Below are 25164 nucleotides of genomic sequence, written 5' to 3'. Positions count from 1 at the left end.
CACTCTACCCTACTAAACTTTAGGGCATAAAAACGGGGCAGTCCGACCTTTGGGGTTCCTACACACCATTGTCCGTCCTGCCCCGTGAAGCCAAGCCTCATTGCCAAAATTACGACGCTTTTGCGTCGCGTCCAGCTAGTGCCCCATCTGTCCCGGCAAAAGTTTGTCAGCCAGTTTGTTATCGCCCTGCTCAAAAGCCGCAACGTCCAATTTTGCGAGGTAGCCCAGCACCTGAATGACGCGGTGAAAATCGCTTCGAATGAAACCCGCATTCAGGACTTTTTTCGGCAGGTGGACCTGAATTATCTGGTGCTGGCCCACCTGCTGCTGCGCTTGCTGCCCGCCACGGGCAAACTGCGCCTGTGCCTGGACCGCACCGAATGGGACTTCGGCCGCTGCCAGGTCAATATCCTGCTCGTGACCGTAGGCCGAGGCGACTTTCAACTGCCGCTCTATTGGGAACTGCTCGACAACCGCAGCGGGAACTCCAGTGCGGCCGACCGTATTGCCCTGCTCAAAATCTGCGTACAGGTGCTGGGCCGCGACCGCATCGGGCTGGTGGTGGGGGACCGGGAGTTTGTGGGCCATGTCTGGCTTAACTGGCTACGGAAGAATAAATTGCCTTTTGTAATGCGCCTGCCCAAGCACCACCAAATCACCTTTGCTAGTGGCCGACGGCAGGCCGTCACGGCCCTGGGCCTTGCCGTAGGGCAGCAGCGGCATTTTCTGCATTGCCAAGTGGCTGGGGTCTGGGGACAGGTCTGGGTCAAGCGGCTGGCCGACACGGAGTTTCTGTTTCTCTTCGCCGCGCCCGGCTTGCGCAACCTGGGCGGCCTCTACGCCAGCCGCTGGACGATTGAGCAGTGCTTTCAGAACCTGAAAGGACGCGGCTTTAACCTGGAAGCCACCCACTTATGCTGCCACCAGAAGCTGCGCAAGCTCGTGGCTCTGGTCAGCCTGGCCTACGCGCTATGTCTGGGCGTGGGCACGATGGCCCACGGCAAAATCAAGGCCATTCCACGCAAAAATCACGGCTGCCGGGCCACAAGCCTGAGCCGCTACGGACTGAATCTGTTGCGCCAGCTCACGCGGCCCCACGCCCAGCCACAAGAGCCGGTGGCCCGTAAAATCATGGCCCTGCTAGACTGGTTTATTCGGCAACTTACTTATTATCAAATCCCTAAAATAGTAGGGTAGAGTGCTTAAAATCAACACTTGATATTCCCGCTCATGACCACTAATCCCGCCCTTCGCCTATCCGCCCTAGCCCTGCTGGGCCTGCTGCCCGGTACCGCCGCGCTGGCCCAGTCGGCCGCGCCCGCCACCATCACCGTGCAGGTGAACAAGCCCGTGGCCCCGGTTGCGAAAAACATGTACGGCCTCTTTTTCGAGGACATCAACTTCGCGGCCGACGGGGGCCTGTACCCCGAGCTGGTGAAGAACAAGTCGTTCGAAACCGACGACCAGCTCATTGGCTGGAAAGCGGTGCGGGGCGCGGCCGGGCTGGAGAGCTACCTGATATCTACCGACCGACCCATCAGCAACGCCAACAACCACTTCCTGCGTCTGAGCGTGAAAACCGCCGGCCCCGACGCGGCATTCGTGAACGAAGGCTTCCGCGGCATGGGCGTGAAGGCCGGCGCCGAGTACACCTTCTCCTTCTATGCCCGCAAAGGCCCCGGCAACGTGGCCGGCGTGACCGTGACGCTGGAAGAAGCCGGCCTAGGCCGCGGGCCCGAGACTGCGGCGTCGGGCCCGGCCCTGGCGCAAGTGAAAATCACCGGCCTCACCAGCGAGTGGAAAAAGTACAGCGTGGCGATGAAGCCTTCGGCCACGGCGGCCAAAGCCCGCCTGAAGCTGGCCGTGGAAGGCACCGGCACCCTGGACGTTGACGTGGTGTCGCTGTTCCCGAAAGACACCTACATGAACCGCGAAAACGGCCTGCGCCCCGACCTCGTGCAGCTGCTCAAGGACATGAAGCCCGGCTTCCTGCGCTTCCCCGGCGGCTGCATTGTGGAGGGCCGCACGCTGGCCCAGCGCTACCAGTGGAAGGAAACCATCGGCGACGTGGCCTCGCGCCGCCCGCTGGTGAACCGCTGGAACACCGAGTTTATCCACAAATTCACCCCCGATTACTACCAGTCGTTTGGCCTGGGCTTTTTCGAGTATTTTCAGCTCTCGGAAGACATCGGTGCCGAGCCACTGCCGATTCTGAACGTGGGCATGGCCTGCCAGTTCAACTCGGCCGAGCTGGCGCCCATCACCAGCAGCGCCAAGGGGCCGAACGCGGCCGGCCAGGGCGACGAGCCTTCGCTGGAAACATATATTCAGGACGCCATCGACCTGATTGAGTTTGCCAACGGCCCGGCCAGCAGCCCCTGGGGCGCCAAGCGCGTGGCCATGGGCCACCCCGCCCCCTTCAACATGAAGATGATTGGCATCGGCAACGAGCAGTGGGGCCCGCAATACCTGGAGCGCTACGAGCCGTTTGCCAAGGCCGTGAAGGCGAAGTACCCCAACATGCAGATTGTGAGCAGCGTGGGCCCGTCGCCCGACGGCGAGTTGTTTGACAAAGCCACGTTGAAAATGCGCGAGCTGAAGGCCGAATTCATCGACGAGCACTACTACGCCAAGCCCGAGTGGTTCCGCCAGCACGCCGACCGCTACGACAACTACCCCCGCACCGGCCCCAAAGTCTTCGCCGGCGAGTACGCCGCCCAGAGCGTGGCCATCGGCAGCCCCGACAACAAAAACAGCTGGGATTGCGCCATCTCAGAAGCCGCGTTTATGACCGGCCTGGAGCGCAACGCCGGCGTGGTAACCATGGCTTCCTACGCCCCCATACTCGCCCACGTAGACGCCTGGCAGTGGACGCCAAACATGATTTGGTTCGATAACCTGACCTCCTACGGCACCGTGAACTACTACGTGCAGAAGCTGTACGCCCTCAACAAAGGCACCAGCGTGCTGCCCGTAACCATGCCCGCCAACGCCAAAAACGGTACCGATAACCTCTTCGCCAGCGCCGTGGCCGACGCCCCCACCGGCGACGTCATCGTAAAGCTGGTGAACTACGCCACCACCCCCCGCGCCGTGAAAGTGAACCTGGCCGGCGCCAAAAAAGTAGGCAAATCCGGCACGGCTCAGGTGATGGCCAGCGACGACCTGAGCACCATGAACACCATTGCGGAGCCCACCAGGCTCACGCCGAAAGAGGAGAAGTTCGCCGTGTCGGGCTCCACGGTGAGCTACACGCTGGCCCCCAACTCCTTCACGGTGCTGCGCATACCGGGCAAGAAGTAGGGGTAGGCTGAACACCACAGAACGTCTTGCTGGGCGTAGCCGAAGTATCTCGCGTGCAGTAAGTAAACCAATCGACTGAGTTGCTACCACACGCGAGATGCTTCGGCAGCGCTCCGCATGACGTTCTTTTTTTTGCTTCTTCAAACAATGCTGACATTCTATAAATCTGCTGTACTGCATTTTAAGTCCTAAAAATAGCACGAGGTCGAACCGCAAAATGTTGGGCCTCTATACCAAAACAGTTATTTGCCATGCCCACACCCACTTCATTCCTGCTTGTCCTTGGTCTGGCCGCCAGCCTGTCGGCCACGGCCCAGCAGCGCGCTGACTACCCCATTCAGGCGGTGCCCTTCACGAAGGTGACGCTGGCGGATGACTTCTGGCAGCCGCGCCTCAAAACCAACACCGACGTCACCATTCCGGCTTCGTTTCAGCGCTGCGAGGCCACCAATCGGGTGAAGAACTTTGAGATGGCGGCGGCTAAGTCGGGCAAGTTTGCCACCGTGTTTCCCTTTGATGACACGGACATCTACAAGACCCTCGAAGGGGCTTCCTACTCGCTGAGCCTGCACCCCGACAAGAACCAAGAAGCTTACATGGATGCGCTGATTGCCAAAGTAGCCGCCGCCCAGGAACCTGACGGCTACCTCTACACCGCCCGCACCATCGACCCCGCCCACCCGCACCCCTGGGCCGGCCCGGAGCGCTGGGTGAACGAGCGCGAAATGAGCCACGAGCTCTACAACTCCGGCCATCTCTACGAAGCCGCCGTGGCCCACTACCAGGCTACCGGCAAGAAAACCCTGCTCAACATCGCCCTCAAAAATGCCGACCTAGTGTGCTCGGTGTTCGGGCCCGGCAAGCGCACCGTGGCGCCCGGCCACGAAATCGTGGAAATGGGCCTCGTGAAGCTCTACCGCGTGACCGGCAAGCCCGAATACCTGAGCACGGCCAAGTTTTTCATCGAAGCCCGCGGCCAGTACAAGGGCTATGACCCCAAGAGTCCCGACCCGTTCCGCAACGGCTCTTACTGGCAGGACCACAAGCCCGTGGCGGCCCAAACCGAAGCCGTGGGCCACGCCGTGCGCGCCGAATACCTGTATTCGGCGATGGCCGATGTGGCGGCCCTCACCGGCGATAAGCAGCTGCTAACCGCCGTGGACAGCATCTGGAACAACATGGCTTCCCGCAAAATCTACGTGACGGGCGGCACCGGCGCAGTGCCCGGCGGCGAGCGGTTTGGCCGCAACTACGAACTGCCCAACGCCACGGCCTACAACGAAACCTGCGCCTCGGTGGCCAACATCTACTGGAACCAGCGCATGTTCCAGCTGCACGGCCACGCCAAGTACGCCGACCTCATGGAGAAGGTGCTCTACAACGGCCTGCTTTCGGGCGTGGGCCTCGATGGTAAGTCGTTCTTCTACTCCAACGCCATGCAGATTAAAAACTCGGCCAGCTTCGCCCAGACCGAGCCGGCGCGGGCGGGCTGGTTTGAGTGTTCGTGCTGCCCCACCAACCTGGCGCGCCTGTTTCCCGCGCTGCCCGGCTACGTGTACGGCCAAAACGGCAAGGACATTTACGTGAACCTGTTCGTGAGCGGCAGCGCCGATTTGACCGTGCAGAAAAAGCCCGTGCGCCTCACCCAAGCCAACAACTACCCCTGGAACGGCGACCTGAAATTCACCATCGACCAGGCTGCCACTTCTGATTTCAACCTGCTGGTGCGCATTCCTGGCTGGGCGCGGGAGGAGGCTATTCCGTCGGATTTATACCGCTTCGCGCAGCCCTCGGCGGCGAAGGTGACCATCAAAGTAAACGGCAAGCCGGTGCAATACACCCTGAAAAACGGCTACGCCGTGCTGGCCCGCAAGTGGCGCAAAAACGACGTGGTAGAAGTGAGCTTGCCCATGGAAACCCGCACCGTAGCAGCGCACCCCAACGTGCAGGACAACGTGGGCAAGGTGGCCCTGCAGCGCGGCCCGGTCATCTATTGCGCCGAGTGGAAGGACAACAACGGCAAAGCCACCAACATCACCGTGCCCAACGGCACCATCTTCACCGCAACCTTCCGGCCCGACGTGCTGAACGGCATCACGGCGCTAACCGCTACCGTGCCCGTAGTGCAGGTGGACGCCGCCACCAACACCATCAGCACCGTGCGCCAGACCCTGACGGCCATCCCGTACTACGCCTGGGCCAACCGCGGCAAGGGCGAAATGACCGTCTGGTTCCCGCAGCGCGTGCTGGACGTGGATTTGGTGACGCGCCAGGCGGCCGAAGCGCCGCACTTGAAGTAGGTGCCCGGAGCATCATCAAGAAGAATGAGGTCGAAAAATAAAATAGCACGTCATGCTGAGCTTGCCGAAGCATGACGTGCTATTTTATGGTAGCGGGTGATTTTCGAATAACTCTAAACACCGTTCTGTAAAGAGCCGCATTCCTGCTGCTGCTCGTCTGCCAACAACATCCCAAACATTGCTTTTGACTGAGCGTTGTGTCGAAGACAAAATCATTGACACAACCCGCATGAAAATCCTGTACTGGCTGCGCAACGACCTGCGCCTGCACGACAACGAAGTGCTGGCGGCCCTGCCCGCGCACACCGAAGCCCTGCTGCCCGTTTATTGCTTCGACCCCGTGGCCCTGGGCCCCGACCCCTACCTGGGCCTGCCCCGCACCGGCCCGCACCGTCTGCCTTTCCTGCTCGACAGCCTGGCCGACCTGCAGCGGCGCTACGCCGCGCTGGGCAGCGGCGTGCACTTCGCCATTGGCCGGCCCGAAGACGTGCTGCCGGTCCTGGTGCAGCAGCTGGACCTGGGCGCCGTGTGGACCAGCACCGAGCACACCACCGAGGAAGAAGAAGCCGAAGACGTCCTGACCGGAGCTCTGACTGCCTTGCCCGGCCCGCCTGTGCCGCTGCGCCGCTTCGAGACGCTGACGCTACTGCACCCCGCCGACCTGCCCATTGCCGTGCGCAACCTGCCGCTCTCATTCAGCAAGTTTCGGTTCGACGTGGCCAGCAAGGCAGTGCCGCGGGCGCCGCTGCCGGTCCCGTCGCGGCTGCCGTCGCTGCCGACGGGCTTCGCGCCCGCCCCGCTGCCTACTGCTGAGGCGCTGGCCGTGGCCCTGGACCTGCCGGTGCCGACCCGGCCCGTACCCGACCGCCGCTCGGCCCTGCCCGCGCTGGGCGGGGGCGAAACCGCCGCCCTGGCCCGTCTGCATGACTATGCCGTCGACCGCCACCTCATCGGGCGCTACGACGACACCCGCAACGAGCTGCTGGGCGAGGCCTTCAGCACCAAGTTTTCGCCTTGGCTGGCCAACGGCAGCTTGTCGGCCCGGCAGGTGTGGGCAGCCATTGATGCCTACGACGCGGTGCACGGCGCCCGCAGCAAGGGCGCCATGCAGCTGCGGCTGGAGCTGCTCTGGCGCGACTACTTCCGGCTGCTGGCCGAGCGCACCGGGCCGGACTTTTTTCGGTGGCGCGGCCTGCGCGAACAACAGCCCAAAGCATCCGCGCCCGACCGCGCCGCGTTTGACCGCTGGACCCAGGGCCGCACCGGCAACGCCTTCGTCGACGCCAACATGCGTGAGCTGGCCGCCACCGGCTTCATGAGCAACCGCGGCCGCCAAAACGCCGCCAGCTACCTCATCCACGACCTGCACCAGGACTGGCGCTGGGGCGCCGCCTGGTTCGAGCACCAGCTCATCGACCACGACCCAGCCTCCAACTGGGGCAACTGGAAGTACATCGCCGGCACCGGCACCGACGTGCGCGACACGGCCTTCGACGTGGCCCAGCAAGCCAAGCGCTACGACCCCAAAGGGAGCTACGTCCGCACGTGGATGCGGTGAGGGAGAAGGTCCGAAAAAGCTCACCTTAAATCAGAACGTCATGCTGAGCTTGTCGAAGCATCTCTACCTCAGTACTAAAATTGGTTAGTATTGCGGTAGAGATGCTTCGGCTGCGCTCAGCATGACGTTCTCTTTTGCTTTGCAAACGGCCGTTCTATCTAAAACTAATAATCAGGCTCACTTCGCCGCCTTCACGCCCTCCGTCGTCATCACCACGCGCTTCATCGTGCCGTCCTTGTTGTAGTACAGGTAATCGATGCAGACCGAGCGGCGGAAGCTGCCGCCATCCGGGTTGAGGCCGCCGTTGTGGTAAATGAAGTAGGACTGGCCTTTGAAGTCGATAATGGCTTGGTGGTTGGTGTTGGAATTGCCGGCCAGCTCGTTCAGAATGCCCTTGTATTCCCACGGCCCCTCAATGCTGCGGCTCATGGCGTACACTATTTTCTCGGGGAACTGCGCGGCGTAGCTCAGGTAGTACCAGCCGTTGCGCTGGTGCACCCAGGGCGCCTCCGTGAACTGCGGCAGCTTCACGGTTTGAATGGGGCCGTCCAGCTCCGTCATGTTGGGTTTGAGTTTGGCGTAGTAGCACGTCACGTTGCCCCAGAAGAGGTAGGCTTGGCCGTTGGCATCAATGAAAACGCTGGGGTCAATGTCGTCCCACGGGTGCTTGTCGTCGGTGGTCATATTATTGGCAATCAGGGCCGTGCCGCGCGCGTCCTTGAACGGCCCGGTGGGGTTGTCAGCCACCGCCACGCCAATGGATTTGCCCGGAATGGTGCCGTGCTCCACCGCCGCGTACCAGTAGAACTTCCCGTTGCGCGCAATCACCTGCGAGGCCCAGGCATCGCCCTTGGCCCAGGCAAAATCCGACACCTTTAGGGGCACCGGATGCTCGGTCCAGCTCACCATGTCGGTGGAGGAAAAGCACAGCCATTCGTTCATCACGTAGCGCTCCTGGCGGGCGGGCGCTTCGTCGTGGCCGGTGTAGAGGTACACCGTGCCCTTTTGCACCATGGCGGCGGGGTCGGCCGTGTATTTGCTTTTGATGACGGGGTTGCCGCCAACCGTGGCGCCCAGTACCGGCGGGGCCATCGGGGCAGTTTGGGCAAGGGCCGCAGTAGCAGCCCCGGCCACGATAACCAGTGCGGCCAGCCCGTTCCGGCACATGGCCCAGGTAGTGGCAGGAGATTCAGAGTGAGTGGTTTTCATCGTCTGAGAATTAGATTATCGATTGTGTAAACTGAATTAAAAAAGGAGTGGCGGACCTTGATTCGCCACTCCTTTTCCTGCCCTTACGCCTTCAAATCCAGCGCTGCCAGCATTTTTTTCAGCCCCTTCTCGGCATCGGCGCCGAGGTGTACGCGCAGGGTGCGGCGGTGGTAGCTGTGCAGCGCCTCCAAGTCGCCCAGAGCCTGGGCATTTTTGAAGGTGCCGAAGGTGTAGGAGCGGCCCGGCAGCGCCAGGTCCTGCGGGTTGTCGTCGGTGAACTGCACAAACAGGCCCGTGTCGGGCCCGCCCTTGTGGTACTGGCCGGTGGAGTGCAGGAAGCGCGGGCCGTAGCCCGACGTGGTGGCAATGTGGTACCGGGCCTGCACACGGGCCCGCAGCTCCTGCAGGCTCTTGCTCACGGCGGGGTTCTCAGTCAGGTAGGCTTGCAGGCAGAGGAAATCGCCGGGGCGGGCCTGGTCAAAAAATGCTTTCAGCACCTCGGTGGCGCCTTCGCCCGATACGGCGGAGTAGTAGGCCACGCCGTTTTCGCGGGCTACGGGCTGGGTTTTTTCTGGCAGGCTGCCCTGCTCTTCCACCACCTTCATCAGGCCGTCGGTGGCGGTTTTGGCGGCCTGCACGTTGGGCTGGTCGAAGGGGTTGATGCCGAGCACGGCGCTGGCCACGGCCGTGGCCACCTCCCAGCGGAAGAACTCCTGGCCCAGGTCCAGCGCCTCGTCCATGAAAATGCTGATGGTGGGGTGGCCGGCCTGCTCCAGCGCCTTCAGCTTGGTCTGGTTGGCTTCATCGGCCTGGCCTTTGTAGCCCACGTACACAAACACCCGGTCCTGGCCATACAAGCTAGGGTCGGCCAGCGGCTCGCCGGCTACGGGCAGGATGCCTTTGCCTTCCTTGCCGGTGCTCTCGGCCAGCAGCTGCTCCAGCCACAGGCCCAGGTCGCTTAGTTTTTCGGGCACTACCAGCGTCAGCTTGTCGCGGCCCAGCTGCGCGAGCGTGCCCAGCGCGGCGCCCAGGTCGAGGCCGGGGTTGCGCTTGGCGTCGCCGTAGGCTCCGCAGGCGCGCATCATGCGAATGGCACGGGCCAACAGCTCGCCGATGGGTAGGCCGTACAAGGCGGCCGGCACCAATCCGAAATAGGTGAGGGCCGAGAACCGGCCGCCTACTTCCGAGAAATTCAGGAAAATGCGGCGGTAGCCCTGCGCCGTGGCCGAGGTCACGAACTTGGAGCCCGGGTCGGTGATGGCCACGAAGTTTTCGCCGGCCTTATCGCCCTTTAGCTCCTTCAGTTTGGCGTAGAAATAGTCACCGAAGGCCAGCGGCTCGGCCGTAGTCCCGGACTTGCTGGCCACAATGAACAGCGTGTCAGCCAGCGGCACGGAGGCTTCAATCTGGCGCACCGTGCCGGGGTCGGTGGTGTCTAGCACCGACATGGGCAGGCCGTTCTCGCCCTGCTCAAACGCGGCCTTGAACACGATGGGCGCCATGGTGCTGCCGCCCATGCCCATCACCACCACGTGCTTGAACCCGGCGGCTTTCACCTCGTGCACGAACTGCTCGATTTCGGACACCCGGCCCACCATCGTTTCGGCCACGCGCAGCCAGCCCATGAAGCTGCGGATGCTCTGCTGCCCGGCCTCGTCCTGCACCCAAAGCTCGGCCTTTTTTGCCCAGAATCCTTCGGTGAAATCCTGGTCGTTCAGCTCGTCAATCTGCTTATCTACGGCCGCCTGGTAGCCGCCCAGGCGCATGGCCACGGGCACCACTTGCAGGTCGAGGGCGTGCTTGCGCTTCATATCCAGCGAAAGCATCAGCTTGCTGAAGGGCTCATTGAATTTCTTGGCGCCGTCCACTTCCAGGAAGTTGGTGCGCTCTTCCAAGTCGATGCCCAGCTCGGGCAGGCGGCGCAGCACTTCGCGGGCCTGCTCAATGCCGTCTTCGAGGCGGCTGGCGGGCTGGCCGCGCTCGCGGAAAATGTCCAGCGTTTCCACCGGTACGGTGTTCACCGTTTTCGGACCAATGAGGTTTTCGACGTACTTCAGGTCGTCGTATTTGGGGTTTTTGTTGCCGGTGCTGGCCCACAGCAGGCGCTGCGTAGCGGCACCCTGCGCCTCCAGCGTGGCCCAACGCGGCCCCGCAAAAATCTCCTTGTATAGCTGGTAGGCCTGCTTGGCGCTGGCCAGGGCCACTTCGCCCACCATAGATTGCGCCAGCGCGCCTTGCTCGCCGCCTTCGGCCGCAATTTTCTCCAGCAGCGGGTCTATCAGCACGTCGATGCGGCTCAGGAAGAAGCTAGCCACCGAGTCGATGCGCGCCAGCGGCAGGCCGGCCTGCGCACGGTCTTCGAGGCCCGCCAAAAAGGCTTCGGTGACCAAACGGTAGCGCTCCAGCCCAAAAATCAGGGTCACGTTCACGTTCACACCTTCGGCAATGAGGCGGCGGATGGCGGGCAGGCCTTCGAGCGTGGCCGGCACTTTTATCATCACGTTGGGGCGGTCCACGGTGTGCCACAGGCGCAGGCCCTCCTCAATGGTGCCCTCGGTGTCGTTCACCAGCGTGGGCGATACTTCCAGGCTCACGTAGCCATCGCTGCTGGTATGCTCGTCGTCGTAGAGGGGCCGGAACAGGTCGCAGGCGGCCTGCACGTCGGCCACGGCCAGGTTGGTGTAGATTTCGTCAGTGGTTTTGCCTTGCAGGGCCAGCGCCTGAATGGCCGAATCGTAGTCGCTGCTGTCGCCAATGGACTTGGCAAAAATGGCGGGGTTCGACGTCACGCCGCGCAGGGCTTCGTCGGTGATGCGGCGCTGCAATTTGCCGTTAATCAGAATGGGGCGGCTGATAAAGTCCAGCCAAAGGCTTTGGTCAAACTGGCGGATGGCAACGAGAGGGTTCATAGAAATGCAGTTAGTCTGAGCGCCAAAGGTCCGGAAAGAAGCGCGTTGTTTTCAATAAAAAAAATGTGAGGTTGCCGCCGGACGAGGTGCTAACGGCTACTGAGCCGCCACTCTCGGCCACCCTTCCTTGTTCCAGGCCAGCTTCTCAATCCGCAGTTTCGGCCGGCCACGGTCCGAGGCGTCGTAACCGTGGAAGACCAGGTAGTCGGCTTTATCGAAGGTGTACACCGAGTTGTGGCCCACGCCAAACCACTTGCTGTCGCCGGCCAGCACCAGCGTGCCGCCGCCCTGCTCCAGGAGCAGGCCCGCGCGGTCCACGTAGGGCCCGGTGATTTCCTTGGCGCGGCCCACCACCATTTTGTAGGTGCTTTGGGGGCCGCGGCAGCAGTAGTCAAACGAGGTGAAAAGGTAATAAAAACCGTCTTTCTTGAACAGGAAGGGCGCTTCAATGGCGCCGTCGCCGGGCAGCGAGTCGTTCAGCTTGGGGTCGCGGGGGCGGCGGGCCACGGTGCGCCACTGCTCGGGTTGGGCGGGCGCGGTGAGGTCGGGCCGGAGCTGCACCAGCTTCATACCGCTCCAGAACGAGCCGAAGGTGAGCCAGGGCACGCCAGCGTTGTCGCGGGCCAGGTTGGGGTCGATGGCGTTCCACATGTCGCGGCCCGGCACCGACTGAATAACCTTGCCGTGGTCCACCCACTTGAAGTCGGGCGACTTCGGGTCCAGGGTTTTATTGGTGGCCAGACCGATGGCCGAGGTGTTCTTGCCAAACGCCGATACCGAATAAAACAGGCTGTACTGGCCGTTGGCAAAGGAAATATCCGGCGCCCAGATGTGGCCCTTGAAGCCGGGGATGGCGGCCACGGCCCAGGCGGGCGGCGCGGCAAACACCGGGGGCTGCTGCGTCCAGATTTTCATGTCGGGCGACGACCACACCGCAATACCGTTGCCGGTACAGAACATGTAGTACGTCCCGTTCTGGCGAATCATCACCGGGTCGTGGGCCGGCGGGCTGGCCATTGGGCCCAGGGCGGGGCGCGGGGCCGGGCCGGGTGTAGCGGGTGGCGGCACCATTTGCGCGGCGGCGCCCAGACTGGTCATCAATAGCAGCGCCAACAGAATTCGGGTCACGTTCATTCGGAAATTGAATTATCGATTGTGTAATCTGGGAATTGACGAGTAAGCATTTTGGTTGCACCAAAGTTAAATGATTTCACAATCGTTTGTGTAAATTATTTTCTTCTCTCTTCCAACGATTAAAAAGATGCACATCTTTTCGAGCCTGGAGCATAGTCGGGGAGTGGCTGCCATCCGCCAAAAAAACGCTCCGGTGCGCCGCTTCCAGCGGGGGCTTCTGCCGAATGCCGGGGCCGGCGCAAGGGGCCGCGCTATTGCCACGGCATACGGTCGGGCTTCCCCGCAACCCGCTGTACCTTCGTCCTACATTTCGTATTCATTATTGCAAGTAAAATGGCCACTCGCCGTACTCCGTCCAAAGAAACCAGTGCGTCCGGCAGCCCGGTTTCCATGGCCGATTTGGCTCGGGAGCTGGGCGTGTCCATGACCACGATTTCGCGGGCCCTGAGCGACCACCACAGCATTGGGCCGGCTACTAAGCAGGCGGTGCTCAAGCTGGCCAAAAAGCTGAACTACCAGCCTAACCACCTGGCCGCGGCCCTGCGCAAAGGCAAGAGCAAGCTCATCGGCGTGATTGTGCCCTACATCGAAGGCCGCTTCTTTGCCTCCGTGGTGCACGGCATCGAAACGGCGGCCAGCAAGGCGGGCTTCAGCGTCATCATCTGCCAGTCGGGTGAGGACGTGGAACACGAGCGCAAAAACCTGGAAACCCTGCTCAGCGCCCAGGTTGCGGGTATTCTGATATCCGTGTCGCTGAACACGCTCGACTTTAAGCACTTCGAAAAAGTGCGCAAGCACGGCGTGCCGCTGGTGTTTTTCGACCGCCTGCTGGAAGGCGACCACGTGAACGCCGTGGTGCTCAACGACCGCGAAGGCGGCTACCAGGCCACGAGCCATTTGCTGGAGCAAGGATGCCGCCGCGTGGCGCACATCTGCGGCACGCAGCACCTCAACATCTACAAAAACCGCCGCCAGGGCTACCTCGATGCCCTGCAGCGCTACGGCATCGCGCCCGACGACAGCCTCATCCGGGATTCCAACATGACCCTGGAAAGCGGCGCCCAGTGCATGGCCGACCTGCTGGCGCTGCCCAACCCGCCTGATGCCGTGTTTGCGGCCGGCGACACGGCCATTCTGGGCGCGTTGCAGCTGCTGAAAAGCCGTGGCCTCCGGGTGCCGCAGGACGTGGCCCTGGCCGGCTTCAGCAACGAGGCCCTTACGCAAGTGGCCGAGCCCATGCTCACCTCCGTGGACCAGCGCACCGAGGAAATGGGCCAGGCCGCCTTCCGCCTGTTCACCGAGCTGCTTTCGGCCGAGGGCACGGCGTTTTCACAGCGGCAGGTGGTGCTTCAGCCGCAGCTGTTCGTGCGGGCGTCGTCGTTGCGCAAGGACACGATTTAGCGCAACCATGCGGCGCGGCTACTGCGTGGCTACCGGGCGGGGCGCTTCGCAGCGGCGCTTGAGCACGGTGAGGATGCGGCCTTGAATTTCGCTCATCACGAAGCGGGTCCATAGCCCGGCGTACCAGTTGAGGTGGGTGCTGAGGCGCTGCCGGCTGTGCAGCACGAGGCGCGTGCGGCCGGGGCTGGCGGGCTGCAATTCGTAGGTGCCGCGCAGCACGTCGAAGAACCGGCCGCCCACGATGACGTGCTCATCAAAAGTGGTGGGCGGAATGGTGGCCGTATTGGGCACGATGCTGAACGAGAGCCGTTGCAGTGGCACCCATTCGTACACGGTTTCGATGAACTCGACGCCGCGCTCGAAGGTGGCGTGGCGCACCCCGCCCACGCCCTCGCGGGTGAGCGTGGCCTCAACGGGCCGCGGAAACCCGATGTCGTCGATGATGCTGTGACCCAAATCCTGGGCCTGAATGGGGGCCACTCGAATGATGTGCTGCCAGACCACGGCGGCCGGTGCGTTGATGAGAATGGTGTTTTCGACCTGCCGGAAATCGTCGGGGTTGGTGAGCTGGTTTTCGAGCGGTCCGGCGACGAAGGGCAGGAGGGCGAAGGCGGCGACCACCAGGGTTTTGTTGTCTCGTTTGGGAGATTTTTTCGTCAGGTTAATATAGAAGAGCGCGCCAAGGAAAGACATTACCAGGTACAACGGCGTGATGATTAGCACGCATATCATTCCCTCTAAATGGAACAGTAGGGCGCTCAATAAAAAACAAAAAACTACCAAATACGGAGCCCAGAGCATTCGCCACATTTTTGAGGCCGTGGCGGGGATGAAATAGGCCGTAATGGCGCCCAAAGCCATCGGCATCAGCAATAGGAATCCCCAACTCAGCAGCCCGAAATCGAAGATGGTGCGGAAAGTGCCTGCGACGAAGAAAAAACGGGCGGCGAAGGCGTAAACCAAGCCCACGCCAATGGCCAATAGAAAAGGGTAGCGCTGCCGTGCAATCTTCATGAGTAATTTTGGCCGAAGTGAAAGGCTGATGCCCCGAGGCCGAAAGCCGCCTGATAGTTCCTATAAAGTCGCGAGCGCACCCGTTGCTTCGCAAGGTAATTCCCGCATGAGTACCGCCCCTTTGCCCACCATCGTCTTCCTCCACGGCTTTGCCGAAAGCCGAGAGGTCTGGACGGCCTTCACCCGCGCCTTCCCCGACGGCTACCGGCTGCTCACGCCCAACCTGCCCGGCCACGGCACCAACCTGGCGCCCGTACCCGACTTCTCGATGGAGGCCCAGGCCCGCTACGTTATCGACTACTTGGCGCAGAAAAATTGCTCCGGCCCCGTGCTGCTGGTGTGCCACAGCATGGGCGGCTACGTGGCCCTGGCCCTGGCCGAGCGCTGGCCCCAGCGCGTGGCCGGCCTGGCGCTCATCAACTCCTCGGCCCTGGCCGATACGGAGGAAAAAAGCCAGAACCGCGAGAAAAACATCGGCTTCGTGGAGCGCCACGGCGTGGCCAAGTTCATGGAGTCGTTCGTGCGCCCGCTTTTCGCGCCCGTCAACCGCGACCGCCTCACCGAGGCCCGCGCCCTGCTAGAGGAAATCGGCAAAGCCACGCCCGAAACCACCATCACGGGCGCGATGCGCGGCATGGCTGCCCGCCCCGACCGCACCGCCCTGCTCCGCAACGCCAAATTTCCGGTGCTCACGGTCGCCGGCAAGCACGACGTGGCCGTGCATTTTGAAGACGCCGTGCGCCAGGCCGCCCTGCCCGCCGAGGCCCACGCCCTGTTTCTGGAAGGCAGCGGCCACCAGGCGTACCTGGAGCAGCCCGAGCCAACCCGCGCCGCCGTGCTGGCGCTGGCCGCAGCGGTGTTCGGGGGTTAATCGGCAGTGGCAACTTACATAATTTTGAAGGTAATGGGCAAAGCGTAGTACACGCGCACCGGTTGACCCCGCAACTGCGCTGCGACATTGGCAGCGGGAAGCTTTCTCACAATCTTCAAGGTTTCGTCGTCGAGGTACTTGCCGGCCGTGCCCACCACTTGGGGGTTCTCAATGGCGCCGCTTTCAGCTACCTCAAAATAGATGTACACTTGGCCCTGCTGCTGGTAACGTAAGGCATTGGGCGGGTACTTTACCTGCAATTGAATGTAAGATATCAGGGTTCTGGAAGAGGACGCGAATAGAGATTGTTGCACGGAGTCTTCTGGCTGCTGCTGCATTTTACTGAATCTGGTTCGCATGACTTCCAATGCAGCTGCAAATACCGGCTGTTGGTCGCCATAATTATAAGCCCATGCTGCGGGAGGCGTTGCGAAGTCCATCACCAAGCTGATTTTTGGTGGTTTGCCAACCGCTTCCGCCAAACGGGTGCTGCCAAGCAGCCAGGGCAGCATGTGGGCCTCCAGGTAGTCGAGAGCCGCGGCTGTTGCTTTCACCAATTCCGGATTTATGGGGTCGGGCGGCCGCACCATCGTGAGGTTGTAGGCTTTGCCGTCGGACTGCAACTCAAATTGAACCAGCATACGGCCGGCCGGTGCGGGCGTAGTTGTTCGGGTGCTACGATACACCAGAGCGCGCAACGAATCCGGCCCGCCGGGGTAGCGCGGGCCGGTGTAGGCCGCCGCGGGCGCGGTGGTTTGGGCCTGGGATGTGGGGGGCGCGCCCAATTGGAGGGCAATGGCGGCGACAAGAATGAGTAGAGGGAATTTCATGGGTGGCAGATGCGGGGTTGACGGCGCAAGATATGGCCATAATGCCCGGCAGGAAAAGCCCGGCGTCCATGCGGAAACTAGGCTTTTCTTGTCGGGCATTATGGCGGCGCTACACCAAACCCGCCAGGCGTTCGAAGCCCGTGCCCAGTATGGCCGTGTCGTCGGCTCCCAGCCAGTCCTTCAGAATGCTGGCGTAGATGCTGCGGAAATCGATTTGGTGGCGCAGGTCGCCCTGGTCGAGGTTGGCCAGGTCGGGGGCGGCGTTGAGCACGCCTTTTTTTCGCAGGCCGCCGCCCAGCAGCAGCACGTTGTTGGCGGTGCCGTGGTCGGTGCCGTTGCTGGCGTTCTGGCCCACGCGGCGGCCAAATTCTGAGAACACCAGCACCAGCGTGTTGCTCCACTGGCTGTTTTGTTGCAGGTCCTGGGCCAGGGCGGCCAAGCCGTTGCCCAGGTCGCCGAGCAGGCGCTGCTGCTGCTCCTGCTGGCGCACGTGCGTGTCGAAGCCCGACAAGGCCAGGTAGTACACCCGCGACTCCACGCCGGACGTAATGAGCTCGGCCGTGGTCTTCAGGTTTTTGCCGAAGTCTGAGTTGGGGTAGGCCACCGCCGACCGGTAAATCTTGGACTTCTCGTACAGGTAATCGGCCGAGGACGCGGTTTCGGCCAGCGTCTTGTAGAGGTAGTCCACTTGGTCGTGGTGGGCGGGCGCGGCCTGCTGGCTCACCTTGGCCAGCAGGCGGTTTTGGGTGAGCTGGTGCAGCTTGGCGGGATTTTTCAGGGCCAGCCCTTTGCGGGCGCTGCCCTTCAGCGCCAGGCTCAGCGTGTCGTCGATTTCCAGGGCGTTGTAGGGGTGCTGGCAGTCGGGGCAGTTCGAGTCGAGGTAGCGGCCCAGCCAGCCGGTGCTCACGGCCTGGTCGGCGCCCGAGCCGCTCTGCCAGATGTCCATCGAGCGGAAGTGCGACCGGTCGGGATTGGGGTAGCCCACCGAGTTGAGCACCGCCAGGTGGCCCTGGTCATACAGTCCCTTCAGTCCTTTCAGGGCCGGGTGCAGGCCCAGGTCTTTTTCCATCGCCAGAATTCCCTGCGCTTCCCGAATGCCCAGCGTGGGCCGAGCCTGGTAGTACAAGTCGTTTTTGTAGGGAATAATGGTGTTCAGGCCATCATTGCCGCCGCTGAGCTGCACCACAATCAGGCGACGCGCGCCCGGCGCCTCGCCCAGGCGGGCCAGCCCCGGCCCCCGGTCCAGGGCATGCAGAAACTTAGGCACCAGCAGCAACGAGCTGGCCAAAGCCGAATTACGAAGAAAATCACGCCGAGTAGTAGCCATAACGATAGGGATAATAAGAGGAGAAAAAACTCCCCTCCTTACCAAGGAGGGGACGTTGGCGCGAAGCGGCAACTGGGGTGGTTGGTGGCGTTAGATGGCGGCTGGAACACTGACCCTTTGACCGCCATCCTACCTCAGCTCAACGCTACTCCAACGCCACAACCACCCCAGTTTCAGCCAAAGGCTGAAACATCCCCTCCTTGGTAAGGAGGGGAGTTTTTTTCTGCTACGCCAACTGGTATTCGGGCAGGCTGAGCAGGCTGACCAGCGTGGTGCGCAGGGCCTCGGTGGGTTCTTTTTGTTGGGTGGCCTCCTGCACCAGCCGCAGGTTTTCGGGGCGCAGGGGGGCTTGCAGCAGGAAGGTGCTGAGCTTCTCGGGTTGCTGGGCGGGCGGTGTGAGGCCCAGCAGCTGTTGCAGCGGGGCAAGCGGCAGGTGGGCGCCTACGCCGGGCCGCAGGGTGCGCTCGGCCTTGCTAAGGTTGGGGGCAATGTCGTTTTCGTCCTGCTTGAGGGCCACGGCAAACTCGGCGTTGCGAAACAGCACGGCGGGCAGCTGCAGGCGCAGCAGCAGCGACGACGAATCTATCCAGCTGCGGCCGCCGGGCCAGCCAGCCACGTTCGGCGGCTGAAATAGCGTTTGGCCCAGGGCCTTTTGGAAGCCCAGCAGCGCCTTGTCATTGTCGATGGTCAGATTCAGCGTGCGGCGCAGGCCGGCCAGTAGCTCCACCGGCGACTTGAGGTGCGTGCCCACGTTGGCCGGCTCGTAAAACCAGTCGGCCGAAAACACGCGCTCCATCAGGTCGGCCAGGTCGTAGCCGCTCCGGCGAAAGGCCACGGCCAGGGGTTCGATGTGGCCGGTATTGGGCACCTCGTTCACGAAAAAGCGGTACACTTTGGTGACCAGAAACGTGGCCGCCGCTGGCTGCTCCAGAATAATCCGCAGCACGTCCTCGCCCGTGAAGTTGCCGGTGCGGCCCAGAAACGTTTTGGAGCCCGCGTCGTGGTCGCGCTCCCGAAACCGGAAGTTGCCCTCGCCGTCGTAGCCCCAGCCGGTGAAGGCGCGGGCGGCTTCCTTCACGTCCTGCTCGGAGTAGTTGCCCCGGCCCAGCGTGAACAGCTCCATCACTTCGCGGGCGAAGTTTTCGTTGGGACTGGCCTTGCGGTTCTGCTGGTTGTTAAGGAACTGCAGCATGGCCGGCTCCCGGCTCACGGCCAGCAGCAGGTCGGGAAATTTGCCCAGGGCGAGGCGGCGGGTGGTATTGTGCAAACTCAGAGCCGGGCCCGGCTGGCGCACCCGGCAGGCAAAGTGCCCGTGCCAAAAGAGCGTCATCTTCTCGCGTAGCTGGGCCGGCGAGGTGGCCATGCGGCTCATCCAGGCCGTGCTCATGTTGGCGAAAGCATCGCGCAGGCCCGCGTTCTGCATCTTGCGCTGCTCCGGGGTGAGGGCCGCCCGGCGCGGGCGCGACGCGCCTGCCTGCGGACGTAGCGGCTGGTCGGGCGGGGTGGTTACGGTGCCGTCGGGCACCGGCTTTTTCATGGTGGCGGGCTCGGCCATCAGGGCGGCTTGGGGCTCGCGGTATTCCAGGGCGGCACCGGCCAGGGGCTCGTACTTGGCCGCGTCCTGCAACAGTTGCCGCAGGGCTTTGCGCGGGCTCAGGCCGGCGGTCACGTCCTGGGGGCGCGGCCCAAAACCCGCCCGCCAATACAAATGCTGAAGTTGCTGATTGCTATTCATGCCCCTTCTGATGCGAAAGAGCGGTGATGGTTTAATACTGGTTGTCGCATGTGTATTCATGCAAAAATCACCGTAACCAAAATTTGGTCATGCTGAGCTTGTCGAAGCATCTCTACCGCACCGTTGAAGCCGTCCAACGGTGCGGTAGAGATGCTTCGACAAGCTCAGCATGACCAACGGAATAGAATACAATACTTAACAACCGACAACCAGCAACTAAAACCGCGCGCCCAGCACCACCGTCTTCTTGTACTCGCGCTTCTCGCCGCCGCTGGGGCGGAACAGCTCTACGTGCAGAATATAGTAGCCCACGGCGGCTTTGCGGCCTTTTTCGTCGATGCCATCCCACTGGAAAAAGCCGGTGGTGGGCACTGTTTCGTTGCGTACCAGGCGGCGGGTGAGGCGGCCCAGGGCGTCGTACACCGTTACGGAGGCGACGTAGCCGGGCTGGTCGAGGTGAAAGTTGAGGGTGGCGAAATCCTGCTGGCCGTCGTCGTCGGGCGTGAATACTTCGGGCGTCACGGTCAGCTCCTGGTTGCCGCCGGGCGCGTCCTGGGCCTGCGAATTGGGGCTGCCGGGCGTGGCGTAGCCCACCGCCCCGGCAGCCGAGTGGAAATTGCTGCCCGCTGTGGGGCCGGCCGCCCGAATGCGCTCCAGCGAAACCCCGTCCTGGGTGGCCAGCAGGCTCAGGTGCAGCTTGTCGCTGTACACGAACTGGTCGATTTCGAGGCCGCGACTGTTGAATAACAGGGCCGTGCTCTCGTCCGGAAACGTGGGAAAGCTGCTCAGCTGCACCAGGTTGGCGGTAGTGGTGCTGGTCGGGTATTGCAGCAGCAGGTTGTCGCTGCTGGTGCTGAAGGCCAGCAGCTGGCCCGGCGCCAGCACCAGCGGCCCGCTGCTGAGAATGTCGGCGTCCACGCTGCCGTCGGGTTTCAGGTTGGCAATTTGCCAGCCTTGCAGGTCGATAAACTTGGCGCTGCGATTCAGCAATTCCACGAAGCGCACGGCGCTCACGCGGGGGTTGAATAGCAACTCGTTGATGACGACATCGCCGCTCGCGGCCGCCTCGGGTAGGGCGAAGGTGGCCGACTGCAACGGTCCGCTGGCATTGCCCACGCAGTCGGTGGCAGTTTGCACGGCCAGGGTGGCGGCGCGGCTGGCCCCCAGCGGAGCGTCCAGCGTGAGGTCGACCTGCCGGAAATCGGGCGCTACCGGCGCTGCCCGTACGATGGCCGGCCCACCCGTGCCCAGCGAGTAGCGGCTCACGACGGCCGCCGCCGCGCTGTCGAGCTTCTCCGAGAAATAGGCCCGTACGGTGGTGGCGCTCAGAGCCACGGCGCGGAGCAGGGCGGGCGGCGTGGCGTCGGGCCGGGCGGCGCGCACGGCGTTGGCCTTGCCGGGCGTGCCACCGCTGGGGTCGGTGCTGGCCAGCCAGTTATCGGCCCCGCCGCAGAAGTTGTCTGGGTCCAGCATTTCCAGGCTCCAGCCGCCTTCCTTCTTCTGCGCGTCGCGGTACCAGCTATCCGAGTACGTGACTTCAAACAGGGTGCGGCCGTCGCGCCCGCGCAGTACCAGCTGGTCGCCGCCATTGCTGAGAGCCGGGAAATTGGTGGGGCCGTACACCTTGCCCAAGCCGGCAAACTGCGGCACCCGCGTGCTGCCGCACACAATGGCGTACTGGCCGGGCAGCAGTCGGGCGGTATCGGGCAAAATAGCGGCCGAGCTGCTCCCCGGCTTGCTCAGGCGCACGCCACCCAGGCTGATGACCTTGGTAGTGCGGTTGTAGATTTCCACGTACTCGGAGAGCGGCAGCCCCACCTGGGGCGTTTCGTCGGCAAATATTTCGGTGATAATCAGCTCCCCAAACCGGGGTGCGGCGGGCGGGGCCGAAAAGGCGGCGCTGAGCGGACCTACGGCCACGTTGCCGTACAAATCGGCTACGTTGCGTACTTCAAGTACGTTTTGGGCGGCCACATCGTCGGCAAACGTGAGGCGAATCACGGCCGGATTGCTAGCCAGCACTTCGGCCGAAACGGGCACGGCGCCGCTTTGCAGCCGGTAGTTGGCCGGGTTGGTAGCGCTGGTCGGGTCCACGGCTTCGTTGAAGCCGGCGTCGAGCTGGCGGGCGCTGAGCGGCACGGCCCGCAGCAGCAGCGGCGGGGTGGCGTCGGTCACGGCAAAGTCGTCGAAGAAAAAGCTGCGGCTGTTGGCCGAAGAATAGAGCAGCGCCACGCCCATGGCCGCGCTGCGCTGGTAAGTGGCGTCGAAGGGCTGCGCGGCTTCGGCCACGAAATTGCGGCCGCCGGTAAGGTCGCGCTCCAGGGTCCAGCGGCTGTCGGTGGTGCGGGTCACGCGCACGCGCACCAGGTTGTTGGTGGCGCTGGCGAGCGTGCCGTCCAGCCCGTCGATAACCAGTACGGCGGCGCGGGTCGAGTCCTTGCGGAACAGGCTCACCTCGTCGGCCGTGCCGCCGAGGCGCACGTAGTAGCCCGAATTTCGGGAGCTGCGCAGGTCTTCCTGCGAGGCCATCAGCCACACGTCGGCCAGGTTGCCGGAGCTGGTAGCCAGGCGCAGGTTGGCCCAAAACTCCCACACGGTGCCCGTGCTGGCTTGGCTTGGCGTGCTGAGCTGCAGGGCGGTGCCGGTCACGGCCGGGCCGTTGCTTTGCAGTTGTTGGTTGGCCACCTGAAAACTCGCGTCGTCGCCGCGCCAGGCAGGATTGGCGGTGAAATCCCCGTCGGTAAACGTGTCGGCCAACTGGGCCGAAGCCAGAAAAGGCAGGAAGATGAGAAGTAGAAGAATTCGCTTCATGAACGGGGGCGCGGGTATTAGCAGTGCCCAATGTAAGCCCTTATTAATGATATTATGCTATGTAGATAGGTTGCGTTGGCGCGCATCGGGGCGCGGGCCAGCTGGTGCCTGGGTGGGTAGCACCCAATGGCCGGCCCGGAAATGAGGGAGGTTGCCAAACTCCTTGTTTGTGGGCGAACTTTGCGGCGTGCGGCGCGCTGGGTTTGCGCACATCATTTTCCTGACTTTATGAAACTTGCTATTGTGGGTGCCACCGGCCTGGTGGGCACCGAGCTGCTGAAAGTATTGGCCGAGCGCCAGTTCCCCCTCACCGAATTGCTGCCCGTGGCTTCGGCCAAATCGGTGGGCCAGCTGGTCGAATTCAGGGGCAAGCAATACCCGGTGGTGAGCATGGACGACGCCATTGCGGCCCGGCCCGATATCGCTATTTTCTCGGCGGGCGGCTCGGTTTCCAAGGAGCACGCCCCGCGCTTTGCCGCCGTGGGCACCACCGTTATCGACAATTCCTCGGCCTGGCGCATGGACCCCACCAAGAAGCTGGTGGTGCCCGAGCTTAATGCCTACACCCTCACGCCGCAGGACAAGATTATTGCCAATCCCAACTGCTCCACCATTCAGCTGGTGGTGGCCATCAATGAGTTGCACAAGGTGTACCAGGTGCAGCGCATTGTGGTGAGCACCTACCAGAGCGTGACCGGTACCGGCAAAAAAGCCGTGGACCAGCTGCTGGAAGAGCGCGCCGGCCAAACCGCCAGCAACCCCGCCTACCCGCACCCCATCGACCTGAACGTGCTGCCGCACATCGACGTGTTCGAGGACAACGGCTACACCAAGGAGGAAATGAAAATGGTGAACGAGACCAAGAAAATCATGGGCGACGACAGTATCCGCGTCACGGCCACTTGCGTGCGGATTCCCGTGATGGGCGGCCACTCGGAGGCGCTGAACGTGGAGTTTGCCCGCGAGTTTGAGCTGGCTGACGTGCGCGCCATTCTGGCCCGCACGCCCGGCGTGGAGCTGGTGGACGACCCCGCCCAAAACCGCTACCCCATGCCCAAAGACAGCCACGGCCGCGACGCCGTGCTGGTGGGCCGCCTGCGCCGCGACGAAACCCAGCCCCGCACCCTCAACCTGTGGGTGGTGGCCGACAACCTGCGCAAGGGCGCCGCCACCAACGCCGTGCAAATTGCCGAGTACCTGGTGCGCGAAATGGCGCTTGCCGGGGCGTAACGTCCGCTTACCCGTTTAGCACCTCAATCAATTGCCTTGAGCGCCAGTAAACTGCCCGCCACTTTTTTCCAGCGCCCCGACGTGCTGCAAATTGCCCGCGAGCTGCTGGGTAAGCACCTGTACACCTGCGTGGAGGGCGTAGTAACGGCCGGCCGCGTGGTGGAAACCGAGGCCTACCGGCACGAAGGCGACCATTCCCTGACGCTGCACCTGCAGCGCAAGCGCCACCAGGCGCAGGGCCTGCACGTACCCGGCGGCCACGCCTACATCTACACCGTCTACAACCGCCACGCCCTCTTCAACATCGCCACCCACGACGCCGCCCACCCCGACGCCGTCCTCATCCGCGCTGTGGAGCCCACCATCGGCATCCCGGAAATGCTGCGCCGCCGCGGCCTGACTGCGCCCAAACGTGCCCTCACCGCCGGCCCCGGCGTCATGAGCCAGGCCCTGGGCATCACGCCCGCCCTCACCGGCTTGCCCGTCACCGGCGACGTGCTCTGGTTTGAAGACCACGGCGAAGCGGTGGCCACGGCCGACGTGGTGGCGAGTGCGCGGGTGGGCCTCGCCTACGCCGGCCCGGAAGCCGCGGGCCTGCCGTGGCGGTTCCGCCTGCGCGACAACCCGTGGACCAGCCCGGCGAAGTAGGGCAAATTCTCGTTTCGTTTACTTGAAGCATGTGGATGTTTCTGCCATCCTGCCCCCTCTACGACCCCTAGAATTGAATTAGAAACGACCTGTATCGGAGTTCACGAAACTCATCCCCATGAGATGTTTCGTAAACTTTGATTAATGAACCAGTTTATTAAAATCAGCTTGGAATACTGAGCGAGTTTGTAGGGTCAGCAAACTCATGCATGCAGTGGTTCAGAGAAAGAAGCCTTTGCCTTGTTCACATTAGCGTAGGGGCCTCCGGGGACGGCTGAGCCACTTGCAGCGTATCCGTAAAATCAATCGCGCCCACGGCGCACTGGATGCGCCACTGCGTGGGGGTGAGCCGTTGGCCCGAAATGGAATTTCCTGAGTCCGGCACCCGTCGGGCTTTATTGGCTTCCGGGGTAACGCACAGGCAACTCCGCTCATACAAAGCATTGTGGTGGTCGAAGCTGCGGCCTTGCAGGTTAAAGGCCGTCGCTGTGTCGGCGAGTTCGAACACTAGGGCCTCTACTGTGGACCCATCGGTGAAGATGGTGTCTCCGTGTAGGTAACGGATTTCGACTACTTGTTTGCTCCCCGCAGCTAGTTGGTATTCGTAGTAGGTAAAGGGCAAGACCCCTTCCGTGTTTTGGCGCGGGGTTACCGCTAATCGTGCCTGCGGGGTGATGGTTAAGCGATAAGACTCGACATAAGGAGGGCGCGTCGCCTTGGAACTGCAGGAGCCACACACTCCCACAGCCAAGAGTAGAAAGTATGCTGGTTTCATTCGTTCAGGAAAAGGGTCGTGGCTGTTGCAGAAGTCAGTAAACAACGAGCAATCCACCTCAATGGGCTGCTCTGGGCGTGTAAAAGGGCCGTTGGATGGACTTTCTAGC

Annotated in this window: 17 protein-coding genes; 8 read left to right on the top strand and 9 right to left on the bottom strand. The window is 62.7% G+C overall.

Annotation, left to right across the window (positions count from 1 at the left end; genetic code table 11):
* The first annotated feature begins 84 nt into the window (after positions 1-84).
* The 4 genes from GM79_RS14265 (at position 85) to GM79_RS14250 (ending at position 7161) form a co-directional block, all read left to right on the top strand.
* Entirely contained in the window at positions 85-1197 is a 1113-nt protein-coding gene (locus GM79_RS14265) for an IS4 family transposase (protein WP_035560846.1), read from the top strand.
* A gap of 33 nt (positions 1198-1230) precedes the next feature.
* On the top strand, positions 1231-3303 hold the full coding sequence (locus GM79_RS14260) for an alpha-L-arabinofuranosidase C-terminal domain-containing protein (RefSeq protein WP_035564999.1): 2073 nt from the start codon (positions 1231-1233) through the stop codon (positions 3301-3303).
* 251 nt (positions 3304-3554) lie between these two features.
* On the top strand, positions 3555-5603 hold the full coding sequence (locus GM79_RS14255; protein ID WP_035564997.1) for a glycoside hydrolase family 127 protein: 2049 nt from the start codon (positions 3555-3557) through the stop codon (positions 5601-5603).
* A gap of 229 nt (positions 5604-5832) precedes the next feature.
* Positions 5833-7161, top strand: coding sequence for a DASH family cryptochrome (locus GM79_RS14250; RefSeq protein ID WP_051718911.1), 1329 nt, complete (start codon positions 5833-5835; stop codon positions 7159-7161).
* Between the two features lie 177 nt (positions 7162-7338).
* Here GM79_RS14250 and GM79_RS14245 read toward each other — a convergent pair whose 3' ends face one another.
* The 3 genes from GM79_RS14245 to GM79_RS14235 all read right to left on the bottom strand — a co-directional run bounded on the left by GM79_RS14245 (position 7339) and on the right by GM79_RS14235 (position 12413).
* Positions 7339-8370 carry a glycoside hydrolase family 43 protein gene (locus tag GM79_RS14245; RefSeq protein ID WP_235184070.1) on the bottom strand — a complete coding sequence of 344 codons (1032 nt, stop codon included), beginning with the start codon at positions 8368-8370 and terminating at the stop codon, positions 7339-7341.
* 83 nt (positions 8371-8453) lie between these two features.
* Positions 8454-11279 (bottom strand): bifunctional transaldolase/phosoglucose isomerase, encoded by a 2826-nt coding sequence (locus GM79_RS14240; protein ID WP_035564995.1) that lies wholly within the window; start codon positions 11277-11279, stop codon positions 8454-8456.
* A gap of 96 nt (positions 11280-11375) precedes the next feature.
* The gene (locus GM79_RS14235; RefSeq protein ID WP_235184069.1) at positions 11376-12413 is read right to left on the bottom strand and encodes an arabinan endo-1,5-alpha-L-arabinosidase; all 1038 of its coding nucleotides are present in this window, start codon (positions 12411-12413) and stop codon (positions 11376-11378) included.
* 333 nt (positions 12414-12746) lie between these two features.
* On the opposite strand from GM79_RS14235, the gene GM79_RS14230 reads away from it, so the two are divergent.
* A complete protein-coding gene (locus GM79_RS14230; protein ID WP_051718910.1) occupies positions 12747-13814 on the top strand; it encodes a LacI family DNA-binding transcriptional regulator in 1068 nt (355 codons plus the stop codon).
* 18 nt (positions 13815-13832) lie between these two features.
* Here GM79_RS14230 and GM79_RS14225 read toward each other — a convergent pair whose 3' ends face one another.
* Complete coding sequence (locus tag GM79_RS14225) at positions 13833-14828, bottom strand: hypothetical protein (RefSeq protein WP_051718909.1); 996 nt, start codon at positions 14826-14828, stop codon at positions 13833-13835.
* A gap of 106 nt (positions 14829-14934) precedes the next feature.
* Here GM79_RS14225 and GM79_RS14220 point away from each other — a divergent pair, with 106 nt between their 5' ends.
* A complete protein-coding gene (locus GM79_RS14220) occupies positions 14935-15699 on the top strand; it encodes an alpha/beta fold hydrolase (protein ID WP_035564990.1) in 765 nt (254 codons plus the stop codon).
* 14 nt (positions 15700-15713) lie between these two features.
* On the opposite strand, the gene GM79_RS14215 is transcribed toward GM79_RS14220, so the two are convergent.
* The 4 genes from GM79_RS14215 to GM79_RS14200 form a co-directional block, all read right to left on the bottom strand.
* Entirely contained in the window at positions 15714-16529 is an 816-nt protein-coding gene (locus tag GM79_RS14215) for an energy transducer TonB (protein ID WP_035564987.1), read from the bottom strand.
* A gap of 109 nt (positions 16530-16638) precedes the next feature.
* On the bottom strand, positions 16639-17856 hold the full coding sequence (locus tag GM79_RS14210) for a DUF1501 domain-containing protein (protein ID WP_035564985.1): 1218 nt from the start codon (positions 17854-17856) through the stop codon (positions 16639-16641).
* 226 nt (positions 17857-18082) lie between these two features.
* Positions 18083-19591: a DUF1800 family protein gene (locus GM79_RS14205; protein ID WP_035564982.1), complete on the bottom strand. Its 1509-nt coding sequence runs from the start codon at positions 19589-19591 to the stop codon at positions 18083-18085.
* 216 nt (positions 19592-19807) lie between these two features.
* Positions 19808-22402: a lamin tail domain-containing protein gene (locus tag GM79_RS14200; protein WP_051718907.1), complete on the bottom strand. Its 2595-nt coding sequence runs from the start codon at positions 22400-22402 to the stop codon at positions 19808-19810.
* A gap of 228 nt (positions 22403-22630) precedes the next feature.
* Here GM79_RS14200 and GM79_RS14195 point away from each other — a divergent pair, with 228 nt between their 5' ends.
* Both GM79_RS14195 and GM79_RS14190 read left to right on the top strand, forming a co-directional pair.
* On the top strand, positions 22631-23632 hold the full coding sequence (locus tag GM79_RS14195; protein ID WP_035564980.1) for an aspartate-semialdehyde dehydrogenase: 1002 nt from the start codon (positions 22631-22633) through the stop codon (positions 23630-23632).
* Positions 23633-23668: 36 nt separating this feature from the next.
* Positions 23669-24280, top strand: coding sequence for a DNA-3-methyladenine glycosylase (locus tag GM79_RS14190; protein ID WP_035564977.1), 612 nt, complete (start codon positions 23669-23671; stop codon positions 24278-24280).
* Positions 24281-24524: 244 nt separating this feature from the next.
* On the opposite strand, the gene GM79_RS14185 is transcribed toward GM79_RS14190, so the two are convergent.
* A complete protein-coding gene (locus GM79_RS14185) occupies positions 24525-24902 on the bottom strand; it encodes a hypothetical protein (RefSeq protein WP_152560001.1) in 378 nt (125 codons plus the stop codon).
* Positions 24903-25164 lie beyond the last annotated feature (262 nt).

It is taken from the genome of Hymenobacter sp. IS2118, assembly GCF_000715495.1.
Taxonomy (GTDB): domain Bacteria; phylum Bacteroidota; class Bacteroidia; order Cytophagales; family Hymenobacteraceae; genus Hymenobacter.
Note: the sequence above shows the minus strand (reverse complement) of the source record. Positions and strands in the feature narration are given on the sequence as shown.

What these genes read in the sequence shown, in the direction of transcription:
- GM79_RS14260 (WP_035564999.1), top strand. Translation starts at nt 1,231, where the DNA reads ATGACCACTAATCCCGCCCTTCGCCTATCCGCCCTAGCCCTGCTGGGC.
- GM79_RS14255 (WP_035564997.1), top strand. Translation starts at nt 3,555, where the DNA reads ATGCCCACACCCACTTCATTCCTGCTTGTCCTTGGTCTGGCCGCCAGC.
- GM79_RS14250 (WP_051718911.1), top strand. Translation starts at nt 5,833, where the DNA reads ATGAAAATCCTGTACTGGCTGCGCAACGACCTGCGCCTGCACGACAAC.
- GM79_RS14245 (WP_235184070.1), bottom strand. Translation starts at nt 8,370, where the DNA reads ATGAAAACCACTCACTCTGAATCTCCTGCCACTACCTGGGCCATGTGC.
- GM79_RS14240 (WP_035564995.1), bottom strand. Translation starts at nt 11,279, where the DNA reads ATGAACCCTCTCGTTGCCATCCGCCAGTTTGACCAAAGCCTTTGGCTG.
- GM79_RS14235 (WP_235184069.1), bottom strand. Translation starts at nt 12,413, where the DNA reads ATGAACGTGACCCGAATTCTGTTGGCGCTGCTATTGATGACCAGTCTG.
- GM79_RS14230 (WP_051718910.1), top strand. Translation starts at nt 12,747, where the DNA reads ATGGCCACTCGCCGTACTCCGTCCAAAGAAACCAGTGCGTCCGGCAGC.
- GM79_RS14225 (WP_051718909.1), bottom strand. Translation starts at nt 14,828, where the DNA reads ATGAAGATTGCACGGCAGCGCTACCCTTTTCTATTGGCCATTGGCGTG.
- GM79_RS14220 (WP_035564990.1), top strand. Translation starts at nt 14,935, where the DNA reads ATGAGTACCGCCCCTTTGCCCACCATCGTCTTCCTCCACGGCTTTGCC.
- GM79_RS14215 (WP_035564987.1), bottom strand. Translation starts at nt 16,529, where the DNA reads ATGAAATTCCCTCTACTCATTCTTGTCGCCGCCATTGCCCTCCAATTG.
- GM79_RS14210 (WP_035564985.1), bottom strand. Translation starts at nt 17,856, where the DNA reads ATGGCTACTACTCGGCGTGATTTTCTTCGTAATTCGGCTTTGGCCAGC.
- GM79_RS14205 (WP_035564982.1), bottom strand. Translation starts at nt 19,591, where the DNA reads ATGAATAGCAATCAGCAACTTCAGCATTTGTATTGGCGGGCGGGTTTT.
- GM79_RS14200 (WP_051718907.1), bottom strand. Translation starts at nt 22,402, where the DNA reads ATGAAGCGAATTCTTCTACTTCTCATCTTCCTGCCTTTTCTGGCTTCG.
- GM79_RS14195 (WP_035564980.1), top strand. Translation starts at nt 22,631, where the DNA reads ATGAAACTTGCTATTGTGGGTGCCACCGGCCTGGTGGGCACCGAGCTG.